The sequence below is a fragment of the Streptomyces sp. P1-3 genome (assembly GCF_050613155.1).
GTDB lineage: Bacteria > Actinomycetota > Actinomycetes > Streptomycetales > Streptomycetaceae > Streptomyces.
Map to the genome: position 1 here is coordinate 5,638,889 of NZ_CP192512.1, position 17,813 is coordinate 5,656,701.

The window sequence follows — 17,813 nt, forward strand, 5'->3', positions numbered from 1 at the left end:
CCTGGAACATGCACAAGCGGCCCCGCCCGCCGGTCAGGGAGTGCGGGCGGAGCCACTTTGTTTCTCTACGATACAAAGCGGGTCCGGGGACGCGCCAGGCCCCCCCTCGGAATTCCTCGCAGGAGTTCTCGGAGCCGGACGGACCCACCCGGCGGGCCGCGCCCCGGCACAGGGGTGACGATGGGATGGCGGCGCCACACGAGCACCCGAGTCCACCGAGGGGAGACGCGATGGCGCAGGACCCCGCGCACCCCGGGCCTCCGGGGAGCCCCCCGGCCGCCGTCCCCGGCGCCGGGCAGCCCAGGCGCACCCTGTGGATGGCCATCGGCGCACTGATGCTGGGCCTCCTGCTCGCCGCCCTCGACCAGACGATCGTCTCCACCGCGCTGCCGACGATCGTCAGCGACCTCGGCGGCCTGGAGCACCTGTCGTGGGTCGTCACCGCCTACCTGCTGGCCTCGACCGCCGCCACCCCGCTGTGGGGCAAGCTCGGCGACCAGTACGGCCGCAAGAAGCTCTACCAGCTCGCCATCGTGATCTTCCTGGTGGGCTCCGCGCTCTGCGGCCTGGCCCAGGACATGCCGCAGCTCATCGCCTTCCGAGCCCTGCAGGGACTGGGCGGCGGCGGGCTGATCGTGCTGTCGATGGCGATCGTCGGCGACATCGTGTCGCCCCGCGAGAGGGGTCGCTACCAGGGGCTTTTCGGCGCCGTCTTCGGTGGTACGAGCGTGCTCGGCCCGCTCCTGGGCGGACTCTTCGTCGACCACCTCAGCTGGCGCTGGGTCTTCTACGTCAACCTGCCGGTCGGCGCCGTCGCGCTCACCGTCATCGCCACGGCCCTGCACATCCCCCGGCGCCGCACCCGGCACACCATCGACTACCTCGGCACCGCCCTCATCGCCGCCATGGCCGCCGCCCTGGTCCTGATGACCTCGCTCGGCGGCGTCAGCTACGCGTGGGGCTCCTGGCAGATCGTCGGGCTCGGCGTCCTCGGCGCACTGCTGCTCATCGCCTTCGTACGGGTGGAGCGGACGGCCGTGGAGCCCGTCCTGCCGCTGAAGCTCTTCCGCACCCGCACCTTCGTGCTCTGCTCGGTGATCGGCTTCGTCGTCGGCTTCGCGATGTTCGGCAGCATGACCTACCTGCCGACCTTCCTCCAGGTCGTCCAGGGCGTCTCGCCGACCATGTCCGGCGTCCACATGCTGCCGATGGTCCTCGGCATGCTGCTGTCCTCCACCGGCTCCGGGCAGATCGTCAGCCGCACCGGCCGCTACAAGGTCTTCCCCATCGCGGGCACCGGGGTCACCGCCATCGGCCTGCTCCTCCTGCACCGGCTCGACATGTCCAGCTCCGACGCCGTGATGAGCGGCGCCTTCTTCGTCTTCGGCTTCGGGCTCGGCCTCGTGATGCAGGTACTGGTGCTGATCGTGCAGAACGCCGTGGGGTACGAGGATCTCGGTGTGGCCACCTCGGGCGCCACCTTCTTCCGCTCCATCGGCGCCTCCTTCGGCGTGTCCATCTTCGGCACGATCTTCGCCAACAAACTCGGGCCGCGGATCGCCGACGCGCTCGCCGGGGCACCGCTGCCGCCCGGGGTCGACCCCGCAGAGCTGAGCGGCGACCCGCGCGCCGTCTCCCGGCTCCCGGCCGGCGAGCGGGCCGGGGTGCTGAACGCGTACGCGGTGTCCATCACCGACGTCTTCCTCTACGCGATACCGGTCGTCGCCGTCGCGTTCGTCCTGGCCTGGTTCCTGAAAGAGGAGCCGCTGCGCGGCTCCGTCACCGCCCCCGACACCACCGAGGTCCTCTCCTCCAACCCCGTCGAGCGCTCCTCGCACGACGAGTGCGCCCGCGCCCTGTCACTGCTGGGCAGCCGGGAAGGCCGCAAGCGCGTCTACGTCGACATCACCGAACGCGCCGGACTCGATCTGCTGCCCGCCGCCAGCTGGCTGCTGCTGCGCATGGACCGCCACGGCTCCGTGGAGCCGCCCGCCCTGCTCGCCGAACGGACGACCGTGCCGCTGCGCGCCATCACCGAGGCGGCGCGCCAGGTCGAGGCGCGCGGGCTGGCGGTACGCGACGGGCTGCCGCTGACCCTGACGGACCGGGGGCGCGAGACGGCGGCGCGGCTGCTGCGGGCCCGTGAGGAGACCCTCGCCGACCTGCTCGGCGACTGGTGGTCGGCGGCGGACCGCCCCACCGACCTCGTCGAGCTGGTACGGGAGCTGAACCGCGAGCTGTCCGGCTCCGACGCGGAGCAGCCGCGCCCCGACCGGGAGCGGTGACCGGGGGAGCCGGGCGTCAGCGGGGGAGCCGGGCGTCAGCGGCCGGACGGGCCGGGCACGCCGGAAGCTTTGGGCTCCAGCTCCTTGCCGAAGAAGCACTCGGTGTACGGGTCCTGCTTGTACGGCTCGATCTCGGCGTAGCCGTGCCGCGCGTACATGGCACGCGCCTCCACCAGGTCAAGCCGGGTGTCGAGGATCACGCGCCGCATGCCCAGCTCGCGGGCGGTCCGCTCCGCCGCGGCCAGCAGCGCCCCGCCGCCGCCCAGTCTCCGCTTGGTGGGCCGGACGAACATCCGGGCCAGCTCGGCGGTACGCGCGTCGAGCAGCCGCAGCCCCACACAGCCGCCGGGCTCGCCGCCGTGCCGACCCACCAGCAGCAGCCCGTACGGCGGGACGAGATCGTCGCTGTGGTGCTCAAGGAGCCCGCTTTCGATCTCCTCCGGCGTCGAGCGGCGGCCGTGGTGCAGCTCGAACCAGCGGTCGGAAACCTCGATGAAGTACTCGCGCAGCAGGGCGGACGCCTCGGGGGAGTGCACGGGCTGCGCGGCGACGGTCCACAGCGGACCCGCGGCGGCGGCTGACTCGGTCATGCGGCGCATCCTGGCAGGTCGGCCGGACGCGCCGCACGCGCATATCCGTACGCGGGGCTGCGCCCGGGGGCTACGCGGGGCTGCGCCCGAGGGCTACGCGGACTTGCCGCCCTCGTCCCCGCCCTCCCTGGTCCGGTCCGTCCCCTCCTGGCCCACGTCCGTGTACTTCCCGACGGTGCCGGTGTCGCCCTGCCCGGGCGCCGACTTCTTGCCGGCGCCCTCCTGACGGGCCTTGTCGGCGTGCCGCTTCGCCGCGCCGAACGCTTCCTTGAGGTGCTGAATGCGCTCCTTGTAGCCCATGGGAACCACTCTTCTCGCTCGGGCGGACCTTCCCTCACAGCGTTCGCCGGGGCGAACGGGTGGGCGAACGCTGTTAGCCCGAACGGGTGATGGCGGCCGTCAGGCCTGCTTGGGCGCGGCCTGCTGCACCACCTCGAACGACCACAGCGTGGACCCGGCCGCCGCCGGCCGCTGCTTCGGCGCACCCTCTCCGCCGCCCTGGTGAGCCGCCTTCATCGGGCCCTCCATCCACGCCTGGAAGTCCTCCTCGCTGCGCCAGCGCGTGTACACCAGGTACTGGTCGGTGCCCTCGACGGGCCGCAGCAGCTCGAACCACTCGAAGCCGTCGGAGTTCTCCACCGCGCCGGCGCGGGCGGCGAACCGCTGCTCCAGCACCTCCCGCTGCTCGGCGGGCACGGTCAGCACATTGATCTTCACGATGCTCATGCGCCCATCCTGCCGTACCGGCCCTGGAGCCCTTCGCGCGGCGGGGGGCGGAGGTGCGGCAGGATGGGGCCCGCGCGCCGACCGTGCGGCACTCCTGGTGAAATGGGACAGGACGCCGCGGACCACGTTCCGGCGGCAGTCAGGTGAAGTCGGGGTGTTCCGCGTCTGAGTACAGGGCTCAGTAAGGTCACTGACTCAGACATACGGAAGCGGTGGACGAGCGAGTGGGGGAGCAGCCGGGCGTGGCGGACGCGGAGCGGAGCGGACTGGGGAACACCCCGGGCTCGGGGTCGGAACCCGGTGTCTCCGGGTCACGGTTGTCACGCAGTGGCATGGCGCTCGGGGCCCTGTGGCTTCTCGCCGGACTGCTGGGGGTGCGTCAGGCCGCGGCGGTGCTGCGGCTGCCACCCGACGAGCGGCTCACCGACCTGGAGACGTGGCTCGGTGAGAACGGAGTCCTGCACGTCAAGGGGTCGCTGTACGACGGCGACGGCGCCTTCACCGGCACCCCCTTCGCGGGACTGGCCCTCAAGCCGCTGACCCGCGCCGCCGAGCAGAGCCTCGGCGTCGCCTGGACCTTCGGCACCCTGCTGCTGGTCGTCGCACTCGGCCTGGTCGTGGCGCGTACGCTGCCCCGTCCGGTCTCCCGCAACACCAAGCTGCTCGCCGCGCCCGTGGCCCTCTGCCTGATGGCGCTCTCGCTGCCGGTCCGCAACACCTTCACGCTCGGTCAGACCAGCATCATCCCGGTCCTGTTGGTGCTGCTCACGCTGCTGCCCCGGACCTCGCAGCGGCAGGCCGGTGTCCTCACCGGCCTGGCCGCGGCGCTCCAGCCCGCCCTGCTGCTCTTCGCGGTCGTCCAGTGGCTGACGGGGCGTCGCCGGGCCACCGCGTTCGCGGGCGGCACCTTCGCCCTGTGCACGGTACTGGCCTGGGCCGTGATGCCGCGGGACTCCCAGACGTACTGGCTGCACCACATCGGCGGCGCCGGGCTCGGCGGCTCCGCCGACGGCCTGGCCAACCAGTCCTTGCACGGCCTGCTGTTGCGCATCGGGCTGTCCGGCCCCGCCGAGCTGGCCCTGCTGGCCGTACTGGCGGTGGCGGTGGCCGTGCTCGGACTGCGGCGCGCCGTGCACTACGCCAAGGACGGCCAACTGCTGCTCGCCGCCGCCATCACCGGCTGTGTCGCGCTGGCCGTCTCGCCCACCTCGTGGCAGTACCAGCAGCTGTGGATCCTGCTCGCCGTCGTCGGCCGGGTGGGCAGGCGCAGCTCCGACCGGCTGGTGTGGCCGGTGCTTGTGGTGCTGGTGATGACGCTGAACCGCACCGCGCTGATGCCCGACATCGAGTCCCTCGGACACATCGCGTACAACGCCCCGCTGCTCGCCGCGCTGGCCGCCGCGCTCGTGGTGCCGTTCCTGTCCCGCACCTCCCCGCTGTGGAACAAGCCGGTGGAGACCGCGTACGCGGACCCCGCGCGGAGCCGGTTCCGGCACGTTCCGCTGCTGCGCCTCTACCGGCGCCCGCTGACCAGGCCGAACGTGCTGCTGGAGCTGATGCTCATCCGCGTCGGCTACTTCGTGTACTCCTACATCCGGGCGCACGCGCCGGACGAGCGGAGCCTCGCCGAGGGCCACGGCCGCCAGATCCTCGACCTGGAGGGCTGGCTGCACATCGACATCGAGCACTGGTTCAACCACATCGTGGCGGACACCCCGTGGCTCAAGGACAGCATGGGGTTCTACTACTCCTCGCTGCACTTCTTCGTCCCGATCACCCTGCTGGCCTGGCTGTACCTGACCCGGCCCGCGGCCTACCGGTGGGCGCGCACCCCGCTGGCCCTCACCACGCTGCTCGCGCTGCTCGGCTTCTGGCTGTACCCGCTCGCCCCGCCGCGCCTGATGCCGGGCCTCGGCTACGTCGACACCGCGCACGGCCCGCAGGACCTGGAGAACCCGGACTTCGGTGCGCTGACCAAGCTGTCCAACCAGTACGCGGCCATGCCGTCCCTGCACGTGGGCTGGTCGCTGTGGTGCGGTGTCATCATCGCCCTGGTCGCGCCGAAGCTGTGGATCAAGATCCTCGGGCTGATGTACCCGGTGCTGACCACCGCCGTGATCGTCGGCACCGCCAACCACTACGTGCTGGACGCGGTCGGCGGCGCGGTGGTCGTGGCGGCCGGGTTCGCCCTCCAGTACGTGCTGACGGGCGCCGGGAAGGTGCCGCCCAAGGAGATCGCCGCCCCGGGTGGTGGCGCGGCGGCCCTGGCCAGGCTGCGGACACGTCTCGCGGTGCGCGGGCGGGGGGCCGCGACCGGGGTCGCGGGCGCGTCTTCGGCGGCGCCGGGTGGCATGGAGCCGTCTGCCGCCGGGGCCGAGGGCGGGGAGCCGCCCGCCGCCGAGCCCGCTGCCGCGGAGCCTGCGGACGCCGCGCGCTAGGTGCGGCCGGTGGGGGAAGTGCCAGACGTGACCGACGGCGGTTCCGTCGAGGGCATCCGGGCCGCCTCCCGGCGCCTGGTCGCGCTGGACAACGACCCGGCCGCGCGGCCGGCGGGCGCGCGGTCCGCCGTTGACCAGGCTGCCGCCGCCTTCGCCGTCGTACGGCACCGGCTGCGTGAGGGCCACGACGGCCGGGGGCGCAACGGTCCCGGCGAGCGCGCCGAACGGCGCGAACGGCTGGCTGCCGCCGCAGAACTCGCCGAGGTGGCCGGTTGGCTGCACTTCGACGCCGGGCGGTACCGGGCCGCCGCCCGGCTGGAGACCGCCGCGCTGACCTGGGCGCGGCGCGCCGGCGATCGCGCCACCGAGCTGCTGACCCTCCAGAACGCGGCCCTCCGCGCGGGCTGGATCGGCCACCCCCGCACCGAACTCGCCATCGCCCGTGCCGTACTGGACCGGCGCCGGCTGACCCCGCGCCTGGAGGCGGTCTTCCGGATCCGGGAGGCGCGCGGCCTCGCCGCGACCGGCCGTGCGACCGACGCGGCCCGCTCCTTCGCCCGCGCCCGCTCCCTGCTGCTGGACGGTGAACGGCCCGGCGACCCTCCCTGGGTGTGGTGGGTGACGGCCGACGAGATCGACGGCCACCAGGGCGGGACGTACCAGAAGGCCGGCGACTGGGCGCGGGCGATCCCGCTGCTGCACCGGGCGGCGCTCCAGCAGTCCGGGGTGACCGTCGGCTACAGCGGGATCTTCGGCGCCCGGCTGCTCGCCGCGTTCCTCGGCGCGGGCGCCTGGCGGGAGGCCGTACGGACGGTGGAGGAGCTGGTTCCCACGGTGGCCGGGACCGGTTCGGGGCGGACGCTGGAGCTGCTGCGCACCGCCGCCGCGTACACCGGGCGGCTGCCGTCCGCGGCGCCCGCGCGGATGCGGGACGCGCTGCACTGGCTGGGCGGGACGCTGCCCCCGGCGGCCCCTCAGAGCGACCGAATGCGATCCTCTGTTCCCGTTCCCCCGGTGGGGCCGCGCCTGAACCGCTAGCGTTTTCACGGCAGTTCGGACCGTGAGAGGGAAGTGAGAGATGTCGTTGGCGACGACAGCCCTGGCCGTGTCGATGGCCTCCGCGTCGGCCGTGAGCGGGGTGCAGTGCCCCGTGGCGTTCGTACACGAGCGGTATGCCGCGGTGGCCGAATCCAGCGCCTACGAGGCGGTGACCTACGACACCGCGGCGGTCCCGTCGGGCAGCGCGGTCACGGTCCTGGCGCACCCGGTCGCGGGCGGCGGTACGCGCGTCGTGCTGCGGGTGCACGGCGTCGAGGCGCACCGTACGTTCGGGGCCCATGCGCACACCAAGGCGTGCGGTGCCCGGCCCGCCGACTCCGGGCCCCACTACCAGGACGTGCCGGACCCCGTGCAGCCCTCGACCGACCCCGCGTACGCCAACGCGCGCAACGAGGTCTGGCTGGACCTGACCACCGACGCGCGCGGCAACGGCCGGGCCGAGGCCGTGGTGGACTGGCGCTTCCGGGCCCAGGGGGCGCGCTCCGTGGTGGTCCACGAGCACGCCACCGATACCCACGAGGGGCATGCGGGCACCGCGGGCGCCCGTCTGGCCTGCGTCAACGTTCCGTTCGCGTAGGCGGTGCACGGACCGGGGCGGGCGGGGCCGCCGCCCGCCCCGGGTGGATCGCCGCCCTTCCATGGTCGGGCCGGTGGGTGGCCGCCGCCACCCGAGCGGTCCCGGCCGGGCGGCCGCCGTCAGCCGGTGACCGTGATCTGCGAGGCGGGGTCGGTGGCGTCGGTGACGTCGTACGCCACGGTGAAGGTGGAGCTCGTGGCGGTGGTCGGGCAGCCGAAGCCGCCGACGACCTTGACCGGTACCGAGGCGCCGTTGACGGCGAGCTTGGACGGTGCGCCGTTGGTCCACTGGCCGGTGACGGTCGCCTCGGCGGTGGGCGCGGCGGTGACCGTGCAGCTCGCCAGACCGCTGGTCTTGAGGACGAAGCCGCCGGTCGGGATGGTGAGGTTGGCGGCGACCGGGGAGCCGTTCTGGACGGAGACGCCCCAGTCGCCGGTGGTGGTGATGGTGGCGGTGACGCCCGGGATGCTGACGGTGCAGTTGCCGTACGTGGGCGCGCTGAGCGGGCCGCCCACGGGGCCGTCCGCGTTGCTGTTGCCCGGGGCGGGCGGCACCTGGTTCTTGGTGTCGGTGCCGGTGGGCGACGTCGGCTCGGAGACGGAGGCCGAGCAGGTCACCGTGACCGACCCCGCCTTGAAGGTGGCCTTGCCGGAGAGCGCGGCCTTGAAGTAGTGCCCGGCCGGGGTCACCGTCGTCGATCCGGCGGCGGCGGTAGCGGCGGTGGGGTGGGCGGTGGCCGAGCCGGTGAGGGCCAGGGCGGCGGCGGTGGCGAGTCCGGCGCCGGCGGCGAGCAGGGCGCGGCTGGGTAACGTACGGCGCATCGTGCGGCTCCTTCGTGGGGTGGTGGGGAGTGCGGCTGACCGGTTCGGGTGCTGCCCGGATCAGCTGTCGTGCGTGAGGGGGGTCGGTTCGGCCGCGCGGGCCTGAACCGTGCCGCCGTCAGGTGCGGCGGCGTCGGGCATGCCGGTGTCAGGTGTGTCGCCGTCCGACGCTTCGGCGTTGTGTGCGCTCGGTTCGGGGCCGGCTTCCGGCAGCGGCTGCCAGCCGAAGATCAGGCTGCCGCCGATGACTCCCAGGATGGTCCCCAGGAAGAAGCCGCCGAGGTTGGACAGGACGAGGGCGGCCGCGGCGACCATGACGGCCAGCACGCCCGCCAGTCCCCGGTAGTGGGGTGCGAACCAGGCGCTCAGCCCCATCAGGACCAGGACGAGGCCCAGCAGCACCGACACGATTCCGGTGACCCCTTGCAGGACCATGACCTTCATCGGCGCCAGCGGGATGGCGGCGATCTCCGCGCCCGCGGCGGTGGTGACCAGGCCGCCCCAGAAGGGCCGGCCCCTGCGCCATCGGCGCCACCTGGGAAGCACGCCCTTCAGAAGCATTCCTTCTTGCCCTTGCTGATCTTCATGCTCAGCCCGTTGAGCTTGAAGGTCCCGGCGGTGGTGGCCCAGGCGACCGTACGGAGCTTGGACATGCTGATGTCGTCGGCCTGCTGCGCGAACAGGTCCTGGAGGCCCTGGGCGCCGTCGGGCCCCTTGTCGAGGGTGGAGGCGTCCCGGCCGATCTCGATGTTGTTGAAGCTCGCGTCGCCGGACATCTGGGTGGCGTCCATGTACAGGTCGCTGGCCTCGACGGGCTTGCCGCCGCCGCCCGCGGACAGCTTGAGCGAGATGTCTCCGATGATCGGCAGGTGGGTGACGACCGACTGGCAGAGGTTGTCGATCTTCGCCTTTCTGATCGCGGTCACGGCGACCGGCAGGATGTCGCCGCGGGCGTTGGTGTCCACGCTGCCGTACTGGGCGAAGCCCTCGCCTTGCAGCTTGTCGGCCGAGACCTTGAACTGCTGGCCCGACACGGCGAAGGACGCCGCGATGGCGCCGTTGGCCAGGGCGACGGCCAGGGCGGCCGTCGCGGCGAAACCGGGGACGGAGAGCGCGGCGAACCGCCGCCACCTCACCCTTCCCCTGACATATGTGCCGTGCTCATCCCTCATGATGAAATATCCCCTTTGAGAGAGCGTGAGGAGTCCCATGGCGTGCTGGGGGAACGTGTGCGGCGCTTTCGGAAGCGGCTCGGCTCGATACCGCACATGATTGAATCGAACATGTCAACGATGCTCGACTTACCCGAGAGTAGGGACGCTGAAGAGCACTGACAAGCGCAGAGGGTGGGCGCTTTTCGGTCAGGAAATGACGGCTTGTCAGCGCTCAGGGAGCGAAGGGTGTGGCGAAGGGGGTAGCGAAGGGTGTCAGGCGTAGCTGACCCGCAGCTCCTTGATCCCGTTGAGCCACGCGGACCGCAACCGCCGCGGCTGCCCCGCCAGCCGGATTCCCGGCAACTCGTCCGCGATGGCGTTGAAGATCAGCCGGATCTCCAACTCGGCCAGGCTCTTGCCGAGGCAGAAGTGCGGACCGCCGCCGCCGAAGCCCAGGTGCGGGTTCGGGTCCCGGCCGATGTCGAAGACCTCGGGGTGCGGGAAGACCTCCGGGTCGTTGTTGGCGGACGCATAGAAGAGGCCGACCCGGTGGCCCTTCCTGATGGGCTGTCCGCCCAGCACGGTGTCCTGGGTGGCGGTGCGCTGGAAGGAGACCACCGGGGTCGCCCATCGCACGATCTCGTCCGCGGCCGTGGCCGGGCGCTCGCTCTTGAACAGCTCCCACTGCTCGGGGTGGGTGAGGAAGGCGTGCATGCCGTGGCTGATGGCGTTGCGCGTGGTCTCGTTGCCCGCGACAGCCAGCAGCAGCACGAAGAACCCGAACTCGTCGGCCCCCAGGTTGCCTTCGTCCTCGGCGGCGACCAGCGCGCTGACGATGTCCCGGGCCGGGCACGCCTTGCGGTCCGTGGCCAGGTTCATGGCGTACGAGATGAGTTCCGTGGCCGACTGGGTGCCGATCTCCTCGGTGATGGCCAGCTCGGGATCGTCGTACGCGACCATCTTGTTGGACCAGTCGAAGATCTTGGCGCGGTCGCGCTGCGGGACGCCGATCAGCTCGGCGATGGCCTGGAGCGGCAGTTCGCACGCGATGTCGGTGACGAAGTCCCCGGTGCCGCCCTCGCGGGCCCCGGCCACGATGCGGGCGGCGCGGTCGCGCAGCGCTCCCTCCAGGGCCCGTATGGCGCGCGGGGTGAAGCCGCGCTGGACGATCTGGCGGACCCGGGTGTGCTCGGGCGGGTCCATGTTCAGCATGATCAGCTTCTGGACGTCGATCTGCTCACGCTGGATGTGCTCGTTGAAGCGGATGATCGCGGTGTTGAGGTGCGAGGAGAAGAGCTCCGGGTGGGTGGAGACCTCCTTGACGTCCGCGTGGCGGGTGACGGCCCAGTAGCCGTCGTCGTCGAAGCCCGCCGCCCCGTGCCGCTGCGCGTTCCACCACACCGGCGCGGTGCGCCGCAGCCGGGCGAACTCCGGGAGCGGCACCCGCTGCCGGTACAGGTCGGGGTCGGTGAAGTCGAAGCCGTCCGGTAGCTCGGGGCGGGACATCGGCGCCACTTCCTTCCTGACGCACCATCAGAATTGCTGCGGAAGGTAGTAACGGGTTCTACAAGTCGCAAGGGGCGGGGCCGGATTCGTTGCGGTTACCTGCGGTACAAGCGCGGTGCACGCCCCTTGCGCGGCCCCCGCGGCGCTCAGCAGACTGAGGGCGGACTAGAACGCGTACTACTTCCGTCGCTGGACGCCGTCGCGGGCTCGAGTCGCGGGCGCGAGGAGAGGACGAGTCATGGCCGCCGAACCCGTCATCGTCGAAGCGGTACGCACCCCCATCGGCAGGCGCGGTGGCGCGCTCGCCAACCTCCACCCCGCCTATCTGCTCGGCGAGACCTACCGCGAGGTGCTGGCCCGCACCGGCATCAAGCCCGACTGCGTGGAGCAGATCGTCGGCGGTACGGTCACGCACGCGGGCGAGCAGGCCATGAACCCGGCGCGCAACGCCTGGCTCGCCATGGGCCTGCCGTACGAGACCGCCGCCTCCACCGTCGACTGCCAGTGCGGCTCCTCGCAGCAGGCCAACCACATGGTCGCCAACATGGTCGCGGGTGGCGTCATCGACATCGGCATCGCCTGCGGCGTCGAGGCGATGTCCCGGGTGCCGCTCGGCAGCGGCTCCAAGCACGGCCCCGGCAAGCCGTGGCCGGACGAGTGGAACGTGGACCTGCCCAACCAGTTCGAGGCGGCCGAGCGGATCGCGCGCCACCGGGGCCTGACCCGCGAGCGGGTCGACGCGCTCGGCCTGATCTCCCAGGAGCGCGCCGCGCGGGCCTGGGCGGAGGAGCGGTTCAAGCGCGAGACCTTCGCGGTGCAGGTGCCCACCACCGAGGAGGAGCAGCTCGCGGGCCAGGGCATGTGGCGGCTCGTCGACCGCGACGAGGGGCTGCGCGACACCAGCATGGAAGCCCTCGCCGGACTCAAGCCGGTCATGCCGACCGCGGTGCACACCGCCGGCAACTCCTCGCAGATATCGGACGGCGCGTGCGCGGTGATGTGGGCGTCCAAGCGGATGGCGCGCGCGCTCAGGCTCCGGGCGCGGGCCCGGATCGTCGCGCAGGCGCTGGTCGGCTGTGACCCGCACTACCACCTGGACGGGCCGATCGATGCGACGCAGACGGTCCTCGGCAAGGCCGGGATGACGCTCAAGGACATCGACCTGATCGAGGTCAACGAGGCGTTCGCGTCGGTGGTGCTGTCCTGGGCGCAGTTCTTCGGCCAGGATCTGGAGAAGGTCAACGTCAACGGTGGCGCCATCGCCCTCGGCCATCCGGTCGGCGCCACGGGAGCCCGGCTGATCACCACGGCTCTGCACGAACTGGAGCGTGCGGACAAGGAGTTCGCGCTGATCACCATGTGCGCGGGCGGCGCGCTGGCCACGGCGACGATCATCCAGCGTCTCTAGGCCGACCAGGGCTGTTCGGTGCCTGGAGCGCCAGGGCTATCCAGCGCTTGTAGAGCAACCATGTCCGATATGTGAAGCCCGCCAGGGCTTCAATACCAGCCCTTGGATCGCCAGAACGCCCACGCCTCGCACGGGCTCCCGTACCGGTCCTTGATGTACTCCAGGCCCCAGCTGATCTGCGTGGCCGGATTGGTCCGCCAGTCCGCGCCCGCCGACGCCATCTTCGAGCCCGGCAGTGCCTGGAGTAGACCGTACGCCCCGCTGGGCGAGGTCACCGTGACCCGCCAGCCGCTCTCCCGCTCCACCAGATTGCTGAAGCACTTGAACTGCGTCCTGTTGGGGATCATCCGCCGGGCGATGTCCCGGGCCTCGCCGCCCAGCGGAAAGCCCGCGGCCGCATCGGCCGGTGCGGCGGCCAGCGCCACACCGGCGGCGCTCAGAGCCGCCACGGAGCACAGGAGCGCGGACTTCCGACGGGGCGTGGTGCGACAGGAGAGCGGGTCACCGGACACGGGACGTACCTTCCGTCGAGGACAGGGCGCGCCGCCCGGCGCGACCGTGCCACCCGGCGACCCCTTCACTGTTGACGCAGCCCCAGGGGACCGCAATGCCGGGAGGTACTACTCCGGATCGGAGAGCGGCACCGGCCGTCCTCCGGCGACGGCCCGTCACGGTGCGGACCCGTCGCGGCGCCCCGCTACGAAGCGCGGTCGTACCCGGCCCGCGCGGGCGTGACGCCGCTTCACACGTACGAGTCGCTCGGCTGCGTCCGCTCAGCGCAGCTCCCCCGCGCCCCGGGCGGGGCCGGGGCCGGGCGCGTCGAACACCGCGGAGGCGTCGAAGGCCGCCCGGCGGGTGGCGCGGCGCAGCGCCTTCAGGACGGGGCCGCCGAGGGCGAGCGTGAGCACGACGGTGAGTACGGCACGCGGCAGGTCCCAGCCGAGGGAGGTGGCCAGGCAGTACGCCACGAATCGGGCCAGGTTCTCATGGAGCGGGTCGCCGGGGGCGAAGGACACACTCGACGTCAGCTGGCCGATGTACGGCCACCCTTGCAGGTTCATGACCGTGCCGTACAGCAGCGAGGCGACGGCCCCGTACCCGGCGAGCAGCACCAGCTCGCCGCGGCCGCGCAGTTGTTCAGGCCTCGGCAGTAGCCCGGCGCCCATCGCCACCCAGCCCATGGACAGCATCTGGAACGGCATCCACGGGCCCACCCCGCCCGTCAGCAGGGCGGACGCGAACATCGACACCGCACCGAGGACGAAGCCGAAGCCGGGGCCCAGCACCCGCCCGGAGAGCACCATCAGGAAGAACATCGGCTCGATGCCCGCCGTGCCGCCGCCCAGCGGCCGCAGCGCCGCGCCCGCGGCGGCCAGTACGCCCAGCATCGCCACGGCCTTGGGCCCCAGGCCGGTGTCGGCGATGGTCGCCACCACCACGGCCAGCAGCAGCGGCAGGAGCGCCGCGAACAGCCACGGCGCGTCGGAGGAGTGCGCGAGCGAGGAGCCGGGCGCCGCCAGGAGCGGCCAGCCGAAGGCCACCACGCCCACGGCCGAGACCAGAACCAGGGCGGCGATCGACCGCGGGCCCAGCCGCACGGCGCGCACCCGCCGACCGCCGCGGCTCTCCCGGCCGCGCTCCTCGGGGCCGGACCGGCGCCCGGGAGCTGTCGCGGGCGTACGGGCGGCGCTCACCGGGACACCTCCGGAGTGCGGGCGGCACCAGGCCGGAAACCTCCGGGGGGGGGGGGGGGGCGGCAACAGGCCGGGAACCTCCGGTGCGGGGGGCGGCACCAGTCCAGAAGTCTCCAGCGCGGGGGGCGGCAACAGGCCGGGAACCTCCGGTGCGGGAGGCGGCACTCATCCGGACACCTCCAGCGCCCGCCGCACCTGCGGCACCGTCAGCCAGGGCAGCGGCGCGAGCACCTTGGCGACCTGCGGGGCGAACGCGGGGGAGGAGACGACCACCTCCGCCGTCGGGCCGTCCGCCACCACCTCGCCGTCGGCCAGGATGACGACGCGGTGGGCCAGCTCGGCCGCCAGCTCCACATCATGGGTGGCCAGCACGATGGCGTGCCCGTCCGCCGCGAGCTCGCGCAGGACCTCGGCCAGCCGCGCCTTCGCCGCGTAGTCCAGGCCGCGGGTCGGCTCGTCCAGCAGGAGCAGCGGCGGCCGGGCCGTGAGGATCACCGCGAGCGCCAGCGCCAGCCGCTGACCCTCCGACAGATCACGCGGATGCGTGGTGTCGGGCACGTCCGGCAGCAGCCGCCCGACCAGCACCCGGCAGGTGCCCGCGGGCGCCCCCGCGTCCTGGTCCGCCGCCGCGCACTCGGCCGCGACCGTGTCCGCGTACAGCAGGTCCCGTGGCTCCTGGGGCACCAGCCCCACGCGGTGCAGCAGCTCGGCGGGCCGGGTGCGGTGCGGGACGGCGCCGTCGACGCGGACGGTCCCGGCGGCGGGTTCGTGCAGCCCCACGAACGCGGACAGCAGAGTGGACTTTCCCGCGCCGTTGCGGCCCATCAGCGCGACCGTCTCACCGGGCCGTACGGACAGGTCGACCGCGTGCAGCGTCTCGACGCGGTCGCGCCGCACCGACAGGCCCACCGCCTCGGCCAGCGGCGCGGCGGGCGCGGGCCCGCCCGCCGGGTCCGGGGCCTGCACGGGGGCTGAGGTGGGCGCCGGGCCCGGGGCCTGCGCGGGGGCTGGAGTGGGCGCCGGGGCGGGGGCCTGCGCGGGGTCCCGGGTGAACGCCGGGCCCGGGGCCGGCGCGCGGTCCGGGGTGAGTGCCGGGGCCGGGCCGGCCGCCGCCAGCCGCTCCCGCAGCGGGCCCGCCTTGCGGCGCGCGTCCCGTACCGACAGCGGCAGCGGCGACCAGCCGGCGAGCCGGCCCAGCGCCACCACCGGCGGGTGGACGGGCGAGACCGCCATGAGGTCGGCGGGCTCACCGGACACCGGCGCCTCGCCGGGACCGGGCAGCAGGACGACCCGGTCCGCGTACTGCACGACCCGTTCCAGCCGGTGCTCGGCCATCAGCACGGTCGTGCCCAGGTCGTGCACGAGCCGCTGGAGCACGGCCAGCACCTCCTCGGCCGCCGCCGGGTCCAGCGCCGACGTCGGCTCGTCCAGGACCAGGACACGGGGGTGGGTGGTCAGGACCGAGCCGATGGCGACCCGCTGCCGCTGTCCGCCGGAGAGCGTGGCGATGGGCCGCTCCCGCAGCTCGGCCAGGCCCAGCAGGTCCAGGGTCTCCTCGACCCGGCGGCGCATGGTGCCGGCGGGCAGCCCGAGCGACTCCATGCCGTAGGCCAGCTCGTCCTCGACCGTGTCGGTGACGAAGTGCGCGAGCGGATCCTGCCCCACCGTGCCGACCACGTCGGTCAGCTCGCGCGGGCGGTGGGTGCGGGTGTCGCGGCCCGCGACGGTGACCCGGCCGCGCAGCGTACCGCCGGTGAAGTGCGGTACGAGACCGCTGACGGCACCCAGCAGAGTCGACTTGCCGACACCGGACGGACCGACCAGGAGGCACAGCTCGCCCTCGGGGACGGTCAGATCGACCCCTTGGATCGCGGGACCGCCGGCGTCGGTGTACGTGACCGACACCTGCTCGAAACGGATCACTGCGAGGGCTCCTCGGGGTACGGATCGGAGGGCGGGGGAGGGGACGAGGCGCATGGCGGGGCGGACCGGCCTACTGGGCTGGGCCGCGGTGCCGGGCCCGGTGGGTCGGCAACCCCGGGGCCGCCGGCCGGGCCAGGCCGGCTGGCTGAGCTGGGCGGTTCTGCGGGGCCTGGGCGGTCGGCTGGGGCGGGTGGCTCTGCCGGGTCCGAGCGATCTGCTGGGCCCGAGCGGTCTGCCGGGGCGGGCGGCTCTGCCGGGTCCGATCGGCGTGGTGTGGTGAGGCGGTTCGACGGGCTGGGCTGCTCTGCCGGGCCCGGCGGGTCGGCAGGCCTCGGGCCGCGCGCCGGGTTCGGGCGGGCCGGAGGACCGGGCCGTTCCGTCCGGTCGGAGCGGCCCGCGGAGCTCGGACCGGACGGTCCGGCCTGCGCGGCAGGTCCGCCGGGCCGCAGCGACCGGCGCGGCGGTGCGGATCGCGGCGGTGCGGATCGGGGCGGGGCGGGCGCGACGAACGCGGGCAGCAGGCCGAGCAGCACCGACAACGCGGGCCACAGCGGCAGTTCCGGCGCCACAAGCGGGACCGCGGGCGGATGGAGCGTCAGCGGCGCGTAGTCGGCAGCCCAGATCATCAGCGCCGCGACGGCCGCGCCCGAGCCGGCGACCAGCCACGCCCGCGCCCCCCACCGGTCGGGCCGGTACCGGCTGCGCACCGACCGGCGGCGCCCCAGCCACAGCCCGCCCAGCGCGGCGGCCAGCCCGCCCAGCAGCACCGGCAGCCCGTACCCCGCGCCCTGATCGGCCAGCAGCCCGTACGTACCGGCGCAGACCCCGAACAGCCCGCCGAGCGTCAGCGCGGCAGTGGTGCGCCGTACGGCGCGCGGCACTTGGGCGGTACGCCCGTACCCGCGCGCGTCCATCGCCGCCGCCAGCGACACCGACCGCTCCAACGCGCCCTCCAAGACCGGCAGCCCGACCTGGAACAGCCCCTTGACGCCCCGGTCGGGGCGGCCGCGCAGCCGCCGCGCCGCGCGCAGCCGCTGGACGTCCGCGACGAGGTTCGGCGCGAAGGTCATGGCGACGACCACCGCGACGCCCACCTCGTAGAGCGCGCCGGGCAGCGACTTGAGCAGCCGGGCCGGGTTGGCGAGGGCGTTCGCCGCGCCGACGCAGATGAGCAGGGTGGCCAGCTTGAGCCCGTCGTAGAGCGCGAAGACCAGCCCCTCGGCGGTCACCGCACCGCCGATCCGCACGCCCTGGGCCCACTCGGGCAAGGGGACTTCGGGGAGCGTCACGAGCACCCGGGTGCCGGGGATGGGCGAGCCGAGGAGCACGGCGAACAGCAGCCGGATCGCGATCACCGCGACACCGAGCCTGAGGAACGCGCCGTAGGACCGGGCCCAGGGCGCGTCCGTGCGGCGCGCCGCCACGACGTAGCCCGCGACGCCGATCAGCAGCCCGAGCAGCAGCGGATTGCTGGTCCGCGACGCGGCGGTCGCCAGCCCGAGCGCCCACAGCCACCAGGCGCCCGCGTGCAGGGCATCGCGCCGCGAGCCCTCCGGAGCCCGCAGCCGCGCCACGGCGGCCCGCATCCGCCGGACCGGGTCGCCGCCGTGTCCGGCCGGGGTCCCCTCGCCG

At 73.5% G+C, this 17,813-nt stretch carries 15 protein-coding genes and 1 pseudogene; 5 read left to right on the top strand and 11 right to left on the bottom strand.

Annotated elements, in window-relative coordinates:
• Positions 1–230: 230 nt before the first annotated feature.
• Entirely contained in the window at positions 231–2,285 is a 2,055-nt protein-coding gene (locus tag ACQUSR_RS23985; RefSeq protein ID WP_431044674.1) for a DHA2 family efflux MFS transporter permease subunit, read from the top strand.
• Positions 2,286–2,320: 35 nt separating this feature from the next.
• Here ACQUSR_RS23985 and ACQUSR_RS23990 read toward each other — a convergent pair whose 3' ends face one another.
• From ACQUSR_RS23990 to ACQUSR_RS24000, 3 genes are all read right to left on the bottom strand, one after another.
• Entirely contained in the window at positions 2,321–2,875 is a 555-nt protein-coding gene (locus ACQUSR_RS23990; protein ID WP_431044675.1) for a GNAT family N-acetyltransferase, read from the bottom strand.
• Between the two features lie 93 nt (positions 2,876–2,968).
• The gene (locus ACQUSR_RS23995) at positions 2,969–3,175 is read right to left on the bottom strand and encodes a hypothetical protein (RefSeq protein WP_431044676.1); all 207 of its coding nucleotides are present in this window, start codon (positions 3,173–3,175) and stop codon (positions 2,969–2,971) included.
• Positions 3,176–3,274: 99 nt separating this feature from the next.
• Positions 3,275–3,601: an antibiotic biosynthesis monooxygenase family protein gene (locus ACQUSR_RS24000; RefSeq protein ID WP_431044677.1), complete on the bottom strand. Its 327-nt coding sequence runs from the start codon at positions 3,599–3,601 to the stop codon at positions 3,275–3,277.
• A gap of 332 nt (positions 3,602–3,933) precedes the next feature.
• On the opposite strand from ACQUSR_RS24000, the gene ACQUSR_RS24005 reads away from it, so the two are divergent.
• The 3 genes from ACQUSR_RS24005 to ACQUSR_RS24015 are packed head-to-tail and all read left to right on the top strand — an operon-like array spanning position 3,934 to position 7,675.
• Positions 3,934–6,039 (top strand): bifunctional glycosyltransferase 87/phosphatase PAP2 family protein, encoded by a 2,106-nt coding sequence (locus ACQUSR_RS24005; RefSeq protein WP_431047794.1) that lies wholly within the window; start codon positions 3,934–3,936, stop codon positions 6,037–6,039.
• 9 nt (positions 6,040–6,048) lie between these two features.
• Entirely contained in the window at positions 6,049–7,077 is a 1,029-nt protein-coding gene (locus ACQUSR_RS24010) for an XRE family transcriptional regulator (protein ID WP_431044678.1), read from the top strand.
• A gap of 40 nt (positions 7,078–7,117) precedes the next feature.
• Positions 7,118–7,675, top strand: a complete 558-nt coding sequence (locus ACQUSR_RS24015; RefSeq protein ID WP_431044679.1) for a superoxide dismutase family protein — start codon at positions 7,118–7,120, stop codon at positions 7,673–7,675.
• 119 nt (positions 7,676–7,794) lie between these two features.
• Here the strand turns inward: ACQUSR_RS24015 and ACQUSR_RS24020 are convergent, their stop codons facing one another.
• The 4 genes from ACQUSR_RS24020 to ACQUSR_RS24035 all read right to left on the bottom strand — a co-directional run bounded on the left by ACQUSR_RS24020 (position 7,795) and on the right by ACQUSR_RS24035 (position 11,156).
• Complete coding sequence (locus ACQUSR_RS24020) at positions 7,795–8,496, bottom strand: hypothetical protein (RefSeq protein ID WP_431044680.1); 702 nt, start codon at positions 8,494–8,496, stop codon at positions 7,795–7,797.
• A 60-nt stretch (positions 8,497–8,556) separates the two neighbouring features.
• Positions 8,557–9,057, bottom strand: a complete 501-nt coding sequence (locus ACQUSR_RS24025; protein ID WP_431044681.1) for a DUF6114 domain-containing protein — start codon at positions 9,055–9,057, stop codon at positions 8,557–8,559.
• Complete coding sequence (locus ACQUSR_RS24030) at positions 9,048–9,668, bottom strand: DUF6230 family protein (RefSeq protein ID WP_431044682.1); 621 nt, start codon at positions 9,666–9,668, stop codon at positions 9,048–9,050. Before ACQUSR_RS24030 ends, ACQUSR_RS24025 begins: the two co-directional genes overlap by 10 nt.
• Before the next feature lie 255 nt (positions 9,669–9,923).
• The gene (locus ACQUSR_RS24035; RefSeq protein ID WP_431044683.1) at positions 9,924–11,156 is read right to left on the bottom strand and encodes a cytochrome P450; all 1,233 of its coding nucleotides are present in this window, start codon (positions 11,154–11,156) and stop codon (positions 9,924–9,926) included.
• Positions 11,157–11,394: 238 nt separating this feature from the next.
• On the opposite strand from ACQUSR_RS24035, the gene ACQUSR_RS24040 reads away from it, so the two are divergent.
• Positions 11,395–12,564 carry a steroid 3-ketoacyl-CoA thiolase gene (locus tag ACQUSR_RS24040; protein ID WP_431044684.1) on the top strand — a complete coding sequence of 390 codons (1,170 nt, stop codon included), beginning with the start codon at positions 11,395–11,397 and terminating at the stop codon, positions 12,562–12,564.
• A gap of 89 nt (positions 12,565–12,653) precedes the next feature.
• Here the strand turns inward: ACQUSR_RS24040 and ACQUSR_RS24045 are convergent, their stop codons facing one another.
• The 4 genes and pseudogenes from ACQUSR_RS24045 to ACQUSR_RS24060 all read right to left on the bottom strand — a co-directional run.
• Positions 12,654–13,013: a transglycosylase SLT domain-containing protein gene (locus ACQUSR_RS24045; RefSeq protein ID WP_431044685.1), complete on the bottom strand. Its 360-nt coding sequence runs from the start codon at positions 13,011–13,013 to the stop codon at positions 12,654–12,656.
• A 324-nt stretch (positions 13,014–13,337) separates the two neighbouring features.
• Positions 13,338–14,258, bottom strand: a complete 921-nt coding sequence (locus ACQUSR_RS24050; protein WP_431044686.1) for an ECF transporter S component — start codon at positions 14,256–14,258, stop codon at positions 13,338–13,340.
• A gap of 165 nt (positions 14,259–14,423) precedes the next feature.
• On the bottom strand, positions 14,424–16,181 hold the full coding sequence (locus tag ACQUSR_RS24055) for an ABC transporter ATP-binding protein (RefSeq protein ID WP_431044687.1): 1,758 nt from the start codon (positions 16,179–16,181) through the stop codon (positions 14,424–14,426).
• A 482-nt stretch (positions 16,182–16,663) separates the two neighbouring features.
• Positions 16,664–17,767, bottom strand: a pseudogene (locus ACQUSR_RS24060) (energy-coupling factor transporter transmembrane component T); the annotation flags it as partial.
• Positions 17,768–17,813: the final 46 nt, after the last annotated feature.

Coding starts and splice junctions, on each gene's coding strand:
- ACQUSR_RS24035 (WP_431044683.1), bottom strand. CDS start 11,156: ATGTCCCGCCCCGAGCTACCGGACGGCTTCGACTTCACCGACCCCGAC.
- ACQUSR_RS24005 (WP_431047794.1), top strand. CDS start 3,934: ATGGCGCTCGGGGCCCTGTGGCTTCTCGCCGGACTGCTGGGGGTGCGT.
- ACQUSR_RS24000 (WP_431044677.1), bottom strand. CDS start 3,601: ATGAGCATCGTGAAGATCAATGTGCTGACCGTGCCCGCCGAGCAGCGG.
- ACQUSR_RS23985 (WP_431044674.1), top strand. CDS start 231: ATGGCGCAGGACCCCGCGCACCCCGGGCCTCCGGGGAGCCCCCCGGCC.
- ACQUSR_RS24015 (WP_431044679.1), top strand. CDS start 7,118: ATGTCGTTGGCGACGACAGCCCTGGCCGTGTCGATGGCCTCCGCGTCG.
- ACQUSR_RS24025 (WP_431044681.1), bottom strand. CDS start 9,057: ATGCTTCTGAAGGGCGTGCTTCCCAGGTGGCGCCGATGGCGCAGGGGC.
- ACQUSR_RS24040 (WP_431044684.1), top strand. CDS start 11,395: ATGGCCGCCGAACCCGTCATCGTCGAAGCGGTACGCACCCCCATCGGC.
- ACQUSR_RS24020 (WP_431044680.1), bottom strand. CDS start 8,496: ATGCGCCGTACGTTACCCAGCCGCGCCCTGCTCGCCGCCGGCGCCGGA.
- ACQUSR_RS24030 (WP_431044682.1), bottom strand. CDS start 9,668: ATGAGGGATGAGCACGGCACATATGTCAGGGGAAGGGTGAGGTGGCGG.
- ACQUSR_RS23990 (WP_431044675.1), bottom strand. CDS start 2,875: ATGACCGAGTCAGCCGCCGCCGCGGGTCCGCTGTGGACCGTCGCCGCG.
- ACQUSR_RS23995 (WP_431044676.1), bottom strand. CDS start 3,175: ATGGGCTACAAGGAGCGCATTCAGCACCTCAAGGAAGCGTTCGGCGCG.